Here is a 14,043-nt window from a genome sequence, read left to right on the forward strand (position 1 = left end):
ATTCAAGCAGCCCGGCCGCGGACGCCTCGCGCCGGTCGTGCGTCGGCGCCCGGAGCCGCTCGGAAGCCGGTTTCAACCTTTTGGGCGCGACGCCATTCGGTACAGGGAGCGCGAGCTGCTGCCGGTTTGCTGCACTGAAGTGAGTTGTGGTGAGCAGAAGTGAGTCCTGTCGGCGGGTTGGTGGGGTGGGAACGGAGGTTTTGGGGCCGAATGGGTGACCTTGGCGGCTGCTGCTCGTTGGGCTGGATGGCAGGTACCCGGCCTGGTGGGAGGGGTTGACGCGGTGGGTGGTTTGAGGAAGTTGGCCGGGTCCTTCGTGGTGCCTGGGCCTTGCGGGGTGGCGATCCGGGACCGTCTCAAGCACCTCACGCCCCAGGACGAGAAAGTCCTGCGTGCGGTCGGTGAGCATCAGGGTGCGCTCGCTTCCCGTGATCTCAAGGCTCGCTGCGCGGATGGTCTGGAGCACAGTGCGGACGCCTGGGCGTTGCGCAAGCGGGACCTGACGTCGCTGTCGTCGTCGCGGATCGCCGGTGCGATCACCACGGCCACACACGATCAATGGGCGCTCGCGCGCCGTTGCCAGGCAGCACACATCCAGACACTGGAAACCGGGATCAGAACGCTGCGGCACCGCCTGTCCCTCCCGATCGGTGAACCCGGAACGAAGCGGGCCGCAGGAGGCTACCGCTCCCGGAGTGAGTGGTTCCACAAGTCCCGCCGCCTCGCTGCACTGGAGGCACGGCATGCGGCCGTTGTCGCCGACCGGCAGGCCGGACGGGTTCGTGTGGTGCGGGGCGGCAAACGTCTCCTCAACACCCGCCACCACCTCACGCAGGCCCGGCTCACCGAAGACCAGTGGCGGGAACGCTGGGAGGCGGAACGCTGGTTCATCGCTGCCGACGGTGAGTCGGGGAAGCGGTTCGGGAACGAGACGATCCGTGTCACCCCGGACGGCGAGGTCAGCATCAAGCTGCCTGCCCCGCTCGCGCACCTGGCCAACGCCCAGCACGGCCGGTACGCCCTCACCTCCACCGTGGCGTTCGCGCACCGGGGCGCGGAGTGGGCCGACCACATCGCCGCGAACCGGGCCGTCGCCTACCGCATCCACCTCGATACGGAGCGCGACCGCTGGTACCTCACCGCATCCTGGCAACGCCCCGTCGTGAAGACCATCCCGCTGGAGACCGCCCGCGCCCGGGGCATGATCGGCGTCGACACCAACGCCGACCACTTCGCCGCCTACCGGCTCGACCGGCACGGCAACCCCGTGGGCGACCCGCACCGCTTCGGCTTCGACCTGTCCGGCACCGCCGATCACCGCGACGCTCAGATCCGCCACGCGCTGACCCGGCTGATCCACTGGGCCAAGCAGGCCGGTGTCGCCGCGATCGGCATCGAAGACCTCGACTTCACCACGGAGAAGACCCGGGAGAAGCACGGCCGCCGCAAGCGGTTCCGGCAGCTCATCTCCGGCATCCCGACCGGCAGGCTCAAGGCCCGGCTCGTCTCCATGGCCGCCGAACAGGGCCTTGCGATCGTCGCGGTCGACCCCGCCTACACCTCCCTGTGGGGTGCCCAGCACTGGCAGAAGCCACTGGTCACCTCCCACCGCACCATGTCCCATCACGATGCCGCCGGTATCGCGATCGGACGACGCGCCCTCGGACACCCGGTCCGGCGTCGGACGGCACCGCCCCCACACGACCGGAGTGATCGTGCGGGGCATCGGACCGCCCAGGCCGGACCAGGCACCCGAGGACGTGAAGGAACCCGCCCACCCACAACGGACCGGCCCCCTGGAGAGCCGTCACCGAACGGGAAGCGAAAGCGGGAACCCAGCGCATCCAACACCGTTCGGGATGCGCCCAGTACGCAGCAGTGGGTCCAGGACTCACTCATGCGCACTGGATAGGAACGGTGAGAGACCACCGAGAAACCGGAGAGGGGAACAGATGACCGCGGACCGCAGTCGGTTGCGACGCCGGAAACCGTCGACCGGCTCTGCGGGGCATACGGGCTGCACACGCGGGGCGAGGTCAACTGCCGCGTCGGCAGCACGGTCGTGGTGAACCTGAAGCGGTGGATGCAGGGGTCGCCGCAGTTCGGCGGGCCGCTCGCCGAGTACCGGGCGCTGATCATCAACCACGAGGTCGGGCACTGGCTGGGCCACGGGCACGAGACCTGCCCGGGACCGGGACACCCCGCGCCCGCGATGATGCAGCAGATCGACGGGTTGCGGGGGTGCGTCGCCAACGCCTGGCCGTACACGGCCACGGGCGGGTACCTAGGTGGCCCGTCCGTTCCCTGACGGGCTCCGGAGCGCCTACCGCCGCCGGTACACCAGCCGCCCGCCCAGCACCGTCGCGATGCACGGCCCCGCGCCCGCCGCACAGAGCGCGTCCTCGTCCTCTACGTCGAATACGGCGAGGTCGGCGCGGCCGCCGACGGTGAGCGGGCCGTGCACGGAGCCCGGCAGGTCGTAGCCCTCCGCGAACGGGTCCAGGCTCGGTTCACCGAGCAGGATGCCGGGGGCGCCCACGGGCGAGACCTCCGTCAGTCCCGAACGGTCCACGGCGGTGCGGACGACCGGGTCGTGGAACCGGCCCGCGAGATGCGTGGTGCCGTACCGCAGCATCTGCTGCAGTCCGCGCCGTACGCTGCCCGCCCGCCGCGTCGCGTCCATCCCGGCGGCCAGCCGCTCGAATTCCTCGCCCCACAGCGGCTGGTCGCCGAGCGCGTCCGCCTCGCGCGGGTCGGGGTGGTAGCAGCGGGTGAGCAGCCACAGCCCGTGCCACTGCCGCAGTCCCGGTGTGATGACGCCCGGCCAGGTACGGACCCGGGCCGTCGGACGGTCGGCGACGACCTCGTCGTACGGTCCGAGGGCGGCGATCCGGTCGCCGTCCACGGCGACCGCGCCCTGCGCGACGGCAGCCGCGCCGACCGGAAGAACCAGCGGCGCGGCGTGAACGGTTAGCAAGACAGCCTCAGTTGGCGCTGAGGAGCTTGAGCTCCGGGTGTGCGGTGCCGCCCTCGATCGCGGTGGACGAGATGTGCGAGACGACGCGCTCGTCGACCGGGTCGTTCGCCGGGTCGTCGTGGACGACGAGGTGCTCGTACGTCGTGGCGCGCTGCGCCGGGACCCGGCCCGCCTTGCGGATCAGGTCGATGATCTCCAGCCGGTTGGAGCGGTGCTTGGCACCGGCGGAGGAGACGACGTTCTCCTCCAGCATGATCGAGCCGAGGTCGTCGGCGCCGTAGTGCAGCGACAGCTGGCCGACCTCCTTGCCGGTGGTCAGCCAGGAGCCCTGGATGTGGGCGACGTTGTCGAGGAAGAGCCGGGCGATGGCGATCATCCGCAGGTACTCGAAGAGCGTGGCCTGCGTCCGGCCCTTCAGGTGGTTGTTCTCCGGCTGGTACGTGTACGGGATGAACGCGCGGAAGCCACCGGTCCGGTCCTGTACGTCGCGGATCATCCGCAGGTGCTCGATGCGCTCGGCGTTGGTCTCGCCGGTGCCCATCAGCATCGTGGAGGTGGACTCGACACCGAGCCGGTGCGCCGCCTCCATGATCTCCAGCCAGCGCTCGCCGGACTCCTTGAGCGGGGCGATCGCCTTGCGCGGCCGGGCCGGCAGCAGCTCGGCGCCGGCGCCCGCGAAGGAGTCGAGACCGGCAGCGTGGATCCGCTGGATGGCCTCCTCCACGGAGACCTTGGAGATCCGGGCCATGTGCTCGACCTCGGAGGCGCCCAGCGAGTGGATGACCAGCTGCGGGAACGCCTTCTTGATCGCGGAGAAGTGCTCCTCGTAGTACTCGACGCCGTAGTCCGGGTGGTGTCCGCCCTGGAACATGATCTGCGTGCCGCCGAGCTCGACGGTCTCCGCGCAGCGGCGCAGGATGTCGTCGAGGTCGCGGGACCAGCCCTTGGCGGTGTCCTTCGGCGCGGCGTAGAAGGCGCAGAACTTGCAGGCCGTGACGCACACGTTGGTGTAGTTGATGTTGCGCTCGATGATGTACGTCGCGATGTGCTCCGTACCGGCGTAGCGGCGTCGGCGCACGGCGTCGGCGGCCGCGCCCAGCGCGTGCAGGGGCGCCGACCGGTAGAGGTCGAGGGCCTCCTCCGGAGTGATCCGGCCGCCTTCGGCGGCTCGGTCGAGGATGGGCTGGAGGTCGGCCTTCTCGGTCACCGGGCTGTCACCTTTCGGCGGTTTTTCAACGGATCTACGGACCGGTTCAGCCTACGCCAGCCCCTCCCGGGGTCAGTTGCCGGACCGGGCGAGCGTGCCGTACGGAAGCCCCGCGCCCCGCTCCTCGGACCGGAAGCGGAGTGTGCCGTCTTCGGCGAGGGTGAAGGTGACGTCGGTCGTGGTGTCCGTGCAGAGCCCGGCGGTGCCGGGCCGGTCCGGGTCGGCGCGCTCCCGGAGCGTCAGTTCCTCGGCGGTGCCGGAGGAGAGCTTCGCGATGCTGTTGCAGCTGACGGTCACTCCGAGGGTGGAGAGGGTGGTGTTCATACGGACGACGTCCGTGCCCTTCTTCCCCTCGGTGAACACCGCGGTGAGGGTGCCGTGCGGCTGTCCGGTCGTCTTCTCGGTCAGCGGCCCCTTCCAGGTACCGACGAACGTCTTGGGCAGCGCGGTGACCCGGCCCGCACCGCCGGTGCCCTCGTCCGCCGGGGTCGGCGACCCGCTGGAGGACGTGGCAGGGGGTTGGGCGACGGTGCCGTGCTCGGCGTCGCTGTCACCGGTGCCCGGCAGCAGGTCGAAGAGGAGGGCGCTGCCGACGGTCACGGCGGCGAGCGCGCCCGCCACGGCGAGGGCGACGGTGCAGCTGAGCCTGCGGCCGCGGTTCCGGTCGGTGGGGCCGGGTCCGGAGTCGGCGCCGACGGTGACGGAGAACCGGGCGTCGGGGGTACGGGGGCCGGGCAGCCCGCCCGAGTTGTGGTCCCCGGCCTCGGCCGACGGGAACATCCGGGGCGGGTGGGTCGGCTCGACCGGCGGCCCGAACACTCCGAGCGCGCCGTTGCTGTCGGCGGAGCCGTGGGCGGTGAGGGAGGCGTTGCTGAACGGCACCGGTCCCGACTGCACGGGCCCGTCCTGCGGCTCCAGGTCCAGCAGCGCCACTGCCGAGCGGCTGACCTCGCGCACCAGCGGTCCGGGCAGCCAGCCCGCCGCCACCGCTGCCGCCGCCCCGCCGGGTACCAGCTGCCGGGCGAGCTCCGTCGGGGTGGGCCGTCGCGCCGGGTCCTTCGCCAGGCACGTGGCGATCACGTCCCGCAACTCGCCCTCGATCTCACCCAGCTCCGGCTCCTCGTGCACCACCTTGTAGAGGAGCACCGCCGAGGAGTCGCCGAGGAAGGGGGCGTCGCCCGTCGCCGCGTACGCGAGCACCGCGCCGAGCGAGAAGACATCGGCGGCACCCGAGATCTCCAGACCCCGGATCTGCTCCGGCGCCATGTAGCCGGGCGAGCCGACCGAGACCCCGGTGGAGGTGAGCGAGGCAGTGGCGTCGATCGCGCGGGCGATGCCGAAGTCGATGAGGCGGGGGCCGTCGAGGGCGAGCAGGACGTTGGACGGCTTCACGTCGCGGTGGATGAGCCCCTGCCCGTGCACGGCAGCCAGGGCCTCCGCGAGTCCGGCGCCCAGGGTCCGTACCGCCTGCTCGGGCAGTGGCCCGTGCTCGGTGACCGCGGCCGACAGCGGGGGCCCGGCGACATAACCGGTGGCGACCCACGGCACGGGTGCGTCCGGGTCGGCGTCCAGGACGGGCGCCGTCCACTGGGCGCCGATCCGCCGCGCCGCGTCGACCTCGCGCCGGAACCGGGCACGGAACTGTTCGTCGAGTGCGAAGTGCGGATGGACGACCTTGACCGCGACGGTGCGTCCGCCCGCGCTGCGTCCCAGATACACCCGGCCCATGCCGCCCGCACCGAGTCTGCCGAGCAACCGGTAGCCGCCGATGGTGGGCGGTTCGCCGGCTTCCAGCGGCTGCATATGGACTCCCCCTGTGGGCCGGCCGGACCTCCGACCGAAGCCTAGAGGTCGGAGGTCGTGCGATCACAGAGAAACCATCGGCCGATTTCGCCCCTATGGGAACGAACCGCGGTTTTCGACACAGCAAAAGGCGCGAATGAGTCGTTCACCCGATCGAATCCGGGACTCGACCTGGACTCACCCCGTACGCGGTCCGCTATTCGGGATAGTCGGGATAGGACGTGCGAGCTGTCCGGCCGCGGCATTCGTGGCATTCGCCGGAAAGGAATCCGCAGGGCGGTGCGATAAACAGCACGGGAGGGAACGGGGAAGCCAGAAGAAGGTTCAGCATTCACCTATTGCCCGGGCCCATTCCCCCGCGCAGTGGCCGGTGCCGGATCAGTGGTCGAGCAGCTCGACCTTCACATCCACCGGGAAACCGGTCGTCGCCCCGGTCCGGCGGGCGAACTCACGTACGCCCGACAGCTGGTCCGGACCGAAGCGGAAGTCCAGCGTCGTGAAGTACCGCTCCAGCAGCTCCGCGTCGAAGACCTCCCACCGCGCCGCCGTCTCGGCGACCTTGGTGACCTCTTCCAGCGACAGGTCCCGCGAGGCGAGGAACGCCCGGTGCACCTCCTCCACCACGGCCGGGTGCGCGGCCAGATAGTCCTTGCGAGCCGCCCAGACCGCGAAGACGAACGGCAGCCCCGTCCACTCCTTCCACATCTGCCCCAGGTCATGGACCTGCAGACCGAGGCGCGGCGCGTCGTGCAGCGAGGCGCGCAGCGCGGCGTCGCCGATCAGCACGGCGGCGTCCGCCTCCTGCATCATCAGGCCGAGGTCGGGCGGGCAGGTGTAGTAGTCGGGCGTCACCTCGTACCGCTCGGCGAGCAGCAGCTGAGCGAGGCGTACGGAGGTGCGCGAGGTCGAACCGAGTGCCACCCGGGCCCCGTCGAGCTGCTCCAGGGGCAGCTGCGACACGATCACGCACGACATGACGGGCCCGTCGCAGCCGACCGCGATATCGGGGAAGGCGACGAGCTGATCGGCGTTGCGCAGGTACTCGACGAGGGTGATGGGGCCGATGTCGAGGTCACCGCGCACCAGCTGCTCACTGAGCTTCTCCGGGGTGTCCTTCGACAGCTCCAGGTCGAGCAGGGTTCCGGTCCGTGCGAGGCCCCAGTAGAGGGGGAGGCAGTTGAGGAACTGGATGTGGCCGACGCGCGGCCTGGTGCGACGGTCGTCGCCTGCTGCGGGGGAGACGGTTGAATTGTCCACATCGCGAGGCTAGACCCGTGCGGGCATCGGGCCGCCACCGGGGCTCGGGGGCTCGCCCGGTCCCGCCCCTCCGTGCCTGCCGGTCCGCGCCCCGGCGCGCCTCCGCACCACCCGAACGACACCCCCGGGCCCCCTTCCTGCCGCTATCTCCGTCAGCCTCTCGGCAGGGCAATCAAACATCCGGGTGAAGTGATCTTTCCCTCTACCGTTCCGCACACGCTGCGTGCTAGGCTCGACGCAAGTTGCAGTTTGGTTTCCCTTGCAGTACAGAGCCTGCGGAGCATGTAACCCGCAGGCTTTTGTAGTTTTCAGACTTCTTTGCAGGTTCTGGAGCAGGGCAACCCTTTGGCCCAAGGAGGGCTTATGGCTACCGGAACCGTCAAGTGGTTCAACGCTGAAAAGGGCTTCGGCTTCATCGCCCAGGACGGCGGCGGCCCGGATGTCTTCGTCCACTACTCCGCGATCAACGCGTCCGGGTTCCGCTCCCTCGAGGAGAACCAGGTCGTGAACTTCGACGTCACTCAGGGGCCGAAGGGCCCGCAGGCTGAGAACGTCAGCCCGGCCTAGTTGCCCGGGTCGGCCGATCGCGGCCGGCATGCAGTACCCAAGGAGCCCCGCTCCCCCGCCTCGGCGGGGGAGCGGGGCTCCTGCCTTGTGGTGCCCCGCCCCGGTGCCGCCGCGGACGGGAGCTTGACCTTGACACCGTGTGAGGGCGTGCACTGGGAGGCACATGTTCACCATCGGAGATTTCGCCAGGTACGGACGGGTGTCGGCCCGGATGCTGCGTCACTACGACGCCATCGGACTCCTGCCTCCCGACCGCACCGACCCCGCGACCGGCTACCGCTTCTACGGCGCCGCTCAGCTCGCCCGCCTCAACCGCATCATCGCTCTCAAAGATCTCGGCTTCACGCTCCAGCAGGTGCAGGCCGTCCTGGACGAACAGGTCGGACCCGAGGAGCTCCGCGGAATGCTGCGGCTGCGGCAGGCGGAGCTGGAGGCGGCCATGGCCGCAGCGGCGGCGCGGCTGGCGCAGGTCGAGGCGAGGCTCCGGTCGATCGAGAGCGAGGGGCACATGCCCACGGACGACGTTGTGATCAAGAACGTTCCCGCGGTACGGGTGGCGGAGCTGACGGGGACCGCGGCCGGCTACGAGCCGCAGGCCATCACTCCGGTGATCGGACCGCTGTACGACCGGCTGTTCCCGCTGCTGGAGGCGGCCGGAATCAGCGCCACCGGCCCGGGCATCGCGCGCTACGAGGACGCCCCGGCGGGCGACGGCGCGATCACCGTGCATGCGGGGGTGACGGTCTCCGCCCAGGTCGGCCCGGTCGGTGACACCGGCGTCACGGTGGTCGACCTGCCCGCGTTCGAGGCGGCGACCATCGTCCACCGCGGTTCGATGGACGGGGTCCTCACCACCGAGCAGACGCTGGCCCGCTGGCTGGACACCAACGGATACCGGTCACTGGGGTACACCCGGGAGATCAACCTGGAGTGCCCGGGGGACAAGGACATGTGGGTGACGGAGCTCCAGGAGCCGGTGACGAGGGCCTGACCACGGCCCGCGGGGCCCGCCGGAGACGGTGGGCCCCGTGCCGTACCGCCCGCCGGCGGGGCCTACGGCCTCACGGCCCCCGGCCCCGCCCACAGCCCCTCGTCCGTGAGCCCCAGCAGATCGATGGCGTTGCGGCGCACGATCCGGTCCACCACGTCGGGGTCCAGGTGCCCCATCTGTGCCTCGCCGACCTCGCGCGACTTGGGCCAGGTCGAGTCCGAGTGCGGGTAGTCGGTCTCGTACAGGACGTTTCCGACGCCGATCGCGTCCAGGTTCTTCAGCCCGAACGCGTCATCGAAGAAGCACCCGTACACATGCTCGGCGAAGAGCTCCGACGGCGGCCGGTGCACCTTGTCGGCGACACCGCCCCAGGCCCGGTTCTCCTCCCAGACCACGTCGGCCCGTTCCAGGATGTACGGGATCCAGCCGATCTGGCCCTCCGCGTACATGATCCGGAGGTTCGGGAACCGTTCGAACGTGCCGCTCATCAGCCAGTCGACCATCGAGAAGCAGCAGTTGGCGAAGGTGATGGTGGAGCCGACCGCGGGCGGGGCGTCGGCCGAGGTGGACGGCATCTTCGAGGACGAGCCGATGTGCATCGCGATCACGGTGCCCGTCTCGTCGCAGGCCCGCAGAAACGGATCCCACTCGTCCGTATGTATCGACGGGAGTCCCAGATGTGGGGGTATCTCGGAGAACGCGACGGCCCGCACCCCGCGCGCGGCGTTCCGCCGGACCTCGTCGGCGGCGAGCTGCGCGTCCCAGAGCGGGACGAGGGTCAGCGGGATCAGCCGACCCTGCGCATCGGGGCCGCACCACTCCTCCACCATCCAGTCGTTGTACGCGCGCACGCCGAGCAGTCCGAGTTCACGGTCCTTCGCCTCCGTGAACGTCTGACCGCAGAACCGCGGGAACGTCGGGAAACAGAGCGCGGACTGGACGTGGTTGATGTCCATGTCGGCGAGCCGGTCCGGGACCGCGTACGAACCGGGGCGCATCTGCTCATACGTGATGACTTCGAGCTTGATCTCGTCCCGGTCGTAGCCGACGGAGGTGTCGAGCCGGGTGAGCGGCCGGTGCAGATCCTCGTACACCCACCAGTCGCCGATCGGCCCCTCGTCACCCTTTGCACCCATCACCGGTGCGAACCTGCCGCCCATGAAGGTCATTTCCTTCAGGGGGGCGCGGACGATGCGCGGGCCGCGGTCGAGGTACTTGGACGGGAGCCGGTCCCGCCAGACATGTGCGGGCTCCACCGTGTGGTCGTCCACCGAGATGATCTTCGGGAAGGTCTCCATGTGCACCACGGTAGCGTCGATCTGACGTACCGTCAGCTCTCCGGACCGGGCCTCGGTTCCAAATCGTTGTCGAGGGCTCGCTGCAGAGCGTCACCCACTGCTGACGTGTCCGCCCATAACAAGGCAGACTGTTGACCGCGATACCAGCGGTAGGTCGTCATCCGGATCCACCCGGACCACATCGGTGCAGCGGCGGTTGTTCCGGGCAGAGACACCAGCGGGACCATCAGGATCAGCAGCACCAGCGGGATCAACGCGACCGACAGGACTGGCGGGGCGAGCAGGACAGGGGGCATCAATGGACCGTGACCACGGGCCACGTGTGCGCGTTCCGGAGCAGCGCGCTGCTCAGCAGCAGACGACCGGGACCGGCCTGCGGTTCGCCGTGCTCGGCCCCGTACGCGCCTGGCGCGACGACGAACCGCTGGCGTCCGGCTCGCCACAGCAGCGGGCCCTGCTGGTCGCGCTGCTGCTGCGCGACGGACGCACGGCCACCGCCGCCGAACTCATCGACGCCATCTGGGGCGACGAGCCCCCGTCACAGGCGCTCGCCGCCGTACGGACGTACGCGTCCCGGCTGCGCAAGATCCTCGACCCGTCCACGCTGATCAGCAACGCCGGCGGATACGCGATACGGACCAGCCCCGAAGCGCTCGACCTCACGACGGCCCAGGAGTTGGCCGCCGACGCGGAGAAGGCGCGGGCGGGCGGGGACCGGCGCCGGGCCCGCACCCTGCTCAACGAGGCGCTGGCGCTGTGGGACGGCGAAACGCTGGCCTCCGTCCCGGGCCCCTACGCCGAGAACCAGCGCACCAGACTCGCCGAGTGGCGGCTCCAGCTCACCGAGACCCGGCTCGACCTGGATCTGGAGGTCGGCTGCCACGCGGAGGCGGTCTCCGAACTCACCGCACTCACCGCGGCGCACCCGCTGCGGGAGCGGCTGCGCGAACTGCTGATGATCGCCCTGTACCGCAGCGGCCGTCAGGCGGAAGCGCTCGCGGTGTACGCCGACACGCGCCGGCTGCTCGCCGACGAGCTGGGCGTCGACCCGCGCCCGGAGCTCTCTCAGCTCCAGCAGCGGATCCTGCAGGCCGACGAGGAACTGGCCCACCCGGCCGACGAGGCGGCGCCCGCACCCGCCGTCGTCCGCCCGGCCCAACTCCCGGCGACGGTCCCGGACTTCACCGGCCGCGCCTCCTTCGTACGCGAACTGGGCGACCGGCTGGCGACGGCGGAGGGTTCGGTCATGGCCGTGTCGGCGCTCGCGGGCATCGGCGGCGTCGGCAAGACGACGCTGGCCGTGCACGTCGCCCACCAGGCCCGCCCGCACTTCCCGGACGGCCAGCTCTACGTCGACCTGCAGGGCGCCGGCGCACGGGCGGCGGAGCCGGAGACGGTGCTGGGTGCCTTCCTGCGCGCTCTGGGCACCGCCGACTCGGCGATCCCCGACTCCCTCGACGAACGGGCGGCGCTGTACCGCTCCACGCTCGACGGCCGCCGCATCCTGGTCCTCCTGGACAACGCGCACGACGCGGCGCAGATCCGCCCCCTGCTACCCGGCACGGCCGGCTGCGCGGCCCTGGTGACAAGCCGCGTCCGGATGGTCGACCTGGCGGGCGCGCACCTGGTGGACCTGGACGTGATGTCCCCCGAGGAGGCACTCCAGCTCTTCACCCGGATCGTCGGCGAGGAACGGGTCGGCTCGGAGCGTGAGGCGGCCCTGGACGTGGTCGCCGCGTGCGGCTTCCTCCCCCTGGCGATCCGCATCGCCGCCTCCCGCCTGGCCGCCCGCCGCACCTGGACGGTCTCGGTCCTCGCGGCCAAACTCGCGGACGAGCGACGCCGCCTGGACGAGCTCCAGGCGGGCGACCTGGCGGTGAAGGCCACCTTCGAACTCGGCTACGGCCAGCTGGAACCGGCCCAGGCCCGCGCGTTCCGCCTGCTGGGCCTGGCGGACGGCCCGGACATCTCCCTGGCGGCAGCGGCAGCGCTGCTGAACCTGGAGGTGCATGCGGCGGAGGACCTGCTGGAGTCCCTGGTCGACACGTCGCTGCTGGAGTCGGCGGCGCCGGGCAGGTACCGCTACCACGACCTGGTGCGGCTCTACGCGCGAGCGTGCGCGGAACGGGACGAACAGCCGCCGGAGGAGCGGGAGTTTGCGCTGTCGCGGCTGCTGGACTTCTACCTGGCCACGGCGGCGGGGGTGTATGCGCTGGAGCGGCCGGGGGATCGGCTGGTGGACGAACTGGAGCCGACGGAACACCCCGGCCTCCAGTTCACGAATCGGCACGACGCGCAGGATTGGCTCTACACGGAGGCGGGAGCGCTTCTGGCTTGTGTGTGCCAGTCGCCAGGTTCGGGCACACTCCGGCGGGCCGTCGATCTGCTGTGGGCCGCGCTTGACCTCGCCGAATCCGGGGCAAACTCCAAGCAGTACGAGGCGGCTGCCGCGTTCATGCTGGACAATGCCCGTTCGTGCGCCGATGTCCGGGCCGAGCGGCGTGCCCTCGTCACATTGAGCAATGCTCACCTCGTCGCAGGGCGTTTCGATCAGGCAGACCGCGAAGCGCAGCAAGTGCTGGAACTGTCGCACGATGCTCGCGACCCGCTGGCCGGTTGCTGGGCATACAACCACCGTGGCGTGATTGCCATTTACCAGCACCGCCATGAGGACGGCGAAAAGTACCTGACCCAGGCCATCGACGACTTCCGTGCTGGCGAGAACCTGCCGGGAGAGGCCTCCTCACTGTGCAATCTGTCGCGCGTCCATCTGGCGATGGGCCGCACATCCAGCGCTGTCGCCCTGGCCCAGAAGGGAATCGACATCTACGACAGCATGGGCCACGCGCTTCGGGGAGCGAACGCCCGATATGCCCTCGGGATAGCTCTGACAGAGAGCGGAAATCTGGCCGACGCCACAACCCGGTTCCACGAGGCACTGGAGGTTTTCCGTGACAGCCGCCAGCGGCTTTGGGAAGGCATGACGCTGTTCCGCCTCGCAGAAGCCGACCTCGCAGGCAACCGTGCGGCACAGGCCGCCTCCAACGCGGAGATGGCACTGGCCGTCCTGCGCGGCATCGGCGGGGCATGGCGCCGAGGCAATGTGCTCACCACCCTCGGGCACGCCCTCAACGGAATAGGGCAGTCAGGCCGGGCACTGGTCTGCTGGCGCGAAGCCTTGGGCATCTACGACGAACTGGGCTCAGACGAAGCGGTCGAGGTTCGTGACCTCCTGAGCCGCATCACAGTCACGCGGGCATGACACCGTCCTTAAGACGGGATCCGCGCCAGGGCGTTCATCGTTCGTTTATCGCCGAGCGGCATGCTCATGCCTGTCGATCCGTCGCGTCGGGGGGCAGACAGGGGCGACACTCGGCCACACCACTAAGGTGAGCGGCCCTGAGAGGCCCGTCCGGCAGTCCACGGGGGAACAGCCGGGCGGGCCTCACCAACCCAGCACGCAAGCCAGTAATGGAGATGACCATCATGGGTGAAGCAAAGAAGACAGAGCCCGTCATCAAGCCGCAGGACACCCACGCCACAGGTGCGGAATCCGACGCGGTGACAACCCTCGACACCCACGCCACCGGCGGCGACATCAAGCCTCAGGACACGCACGCCACCAGCGAGCCTGCCAACTAAGACCTAGCCCGCACGGGGGAAGCGGCCGCGGCGGCGCGGAGGGGGAGCCGTCGCGGCCGCTGCATGTCCGCGCACCGGTCAGCGTAATCGCGTCACCGTTCGACCGCTTCGCACCAACGGGGTTCCCCCATCGCCCCCTGTCCTACCGTTACTTCACGTCCGGAAGCTCGCTCCACACACAGGAGTTGGAACGACCCGCACGAAGAAGACGCTCGTCGCCGCCGCGTTCGCCCTGACCCTCGGCCTCGGCGCGGCCACCCCGGCGCTGGCGGACAACCACGCCACCGTGGTGACCCCGCAG

The 14,043-nt window shown here is 70.2% G+C and carries 10 protein-coding genes and 1 pseudogene; 6 read left to right on the plus strand and 5 right to left on the minus strand.

From position 1 onward, the window contains the following. Positions 1-283: 283 nt before the first annotated feature. Positions 284-1,912: an IS200/IS605 family accessory protein TnpB-related protein gene (locus tag ACWD6R_RS00170; protein ID WP_451816592.1), complete on the plus strand. Its 1,629-nt coding sequence runs from the start codon at positions 284-286 to the stop codon at positions 1,910-1,912. A 60-nt stretch (positions 1,913-1,972) separates the two neighbouring features. After that, positions 1,973-2,308: pseudogene (locus ACWD6R_RS00175) on the plus strand (DUF3152 domain-containing protein); the annotation flags it as partial. 15 nt (positions 2,309-2,323) lie between these two features. Here ACWD6R_RS00175 and ACWD6R_RS00180 read toward each other — a convergent pair. The 4 genes from ACWD6R_RS00180 to ACWD6R_RS00195 form a co-directional block, all read right to left on the minus strand. Then, on the minus strand, positions 2,324-2,977 hold the full coding sequence (locus ACWD6R_RS00180) for an imidazolonepropionase-like domain-containing protein (RefSeq protein WP_451816593.1): 654 nt from the start codon (positions 2,975-2,977) through the stop codon (positions 2,324-2,326). Positions 2,978-2,984: 7 nt separating this feature from the next. Next, positions 2,985-4,184, minus strand: a complete 1,200-nt coding sequence (gene mqnC / locus ACWD6R_RS00185) for a cyclic dehypoxanthinyl futalosine synthase (RefSeq protein WP_359106458.1) — start codon at positions 4,182-4,184, stop codon at positions 2,985-2,987. A 72-nt stretch (positions 4,185-4,256) separates the two neighbouring features. Beyond that, positions 4,257-5,987, minus strand: coding sequence for a serine/threonine-protein kinase (locus tag ACWD6R_RS00190; RefSeq protein ID WP_451816594.1), 1,731 nt, complete (start codon positions 5,985-5,987; stop codon positions 4,257-4,259). Between the two features lie 378 nt (positions 5,988-6,365). Then, positions 6,366-7,244 (minus strand): menaquinone biosynthetic enzyme MqnA/MqnD family protein, encoded by an 879-nt coding sequence (locus tag ACWD6R_RS00195; RefSeq protein WP_451816595.1) that lies wholly within the window; start codon positions 7,242-7,244, stop codon positions 6,366-6,368. A 363-nt stretch (positions 7,245-7,607) separates the two neighbouring features. Between ACWD6R_RS00195 and ACWD6R_RS00200 the strand changes: the two genes are divergently transcribed. Together ACWD6R_RS00200 and ACWD6R_RS00205 are read left to right on the plus strand one after the other, a co-directional pair. Next, positions 7,608-7,811: a cold-shock protein gene (locus tag ACWD6R_RS00200; RefSeq protein WP_037693088.1), complete on the plus strand. Its 204-nt coding sequence runs from the start codon at positions 7,608-7,610 to the stop codon at positions 7,809-7,811. 163 nt (positions 7,812-7,974) lie between these two features. Next, on the plus strand, positions 7,975-8,802 hold the full coding sequence (locus ACWD6R_RS00205) for a MerR family transcriptional regulator (RefSeq protein WP_451816596.1): 828 nt from the start codon (positions 7,975-7,977) through the stop codon (positions 8,800-8,802). Positions 8,803-8,864: 62 nt separating this feature from the next. Here ACWD6R_RS00205 and ACWD6R_RS00210 read toward each other — a convergent pair whose 3' ends face one another. Beyond that, positions 8,865-10,100 (minus strand): amidohydrolase family protein, encoded by a 1,236-nt coding sequence (locus ACWD6R_RS00210; protein WP_451816597.1) that lies wholly within the window; start codon positions 10,098-10,100, stop codon positions 8,865-8,867. A 298-nt stretch (positions 10,101-10,398) separates the two neighbouring features. Between ACWD6R_RS00210 and ACWD6R_RS00215 the strand changes: the two genes are divergently transcribed. Together ACWD6R_RS00215 and ACWD6R_RS00220 are read left to right on the plus strand one after the other, a co-directional pair. After that, on the plus strand, positions 10,399-13,362 hold the full coding sequence (locus ACWD6R_RS00215; protein ID WP_451816598.1) for an AfsR/SARP family transcriptional regulator: 2,964 nt from the start codon (positions 10,399-10,401) through the stop codon (positions 13,360-13,362). Positions 13,363-13,586: 224 nt separating this feature from the next. Next, on the plus strand, positions 13,587-13,742 hold the full coding sequence (locus tag ACWD6R_RS00220; protein WP_451816599.1) for a hypothetical protein: 156 nt from the start codon (positions 13,587-13,589) through the stop codon (positions 13,740-13,742). The last annotated feature ends 301 nt before the right edge of the window (positions 13,743-14,043 follow it).

The organism is Streptomyces sp. NPDC005151, from assembly GCF_053599875.1.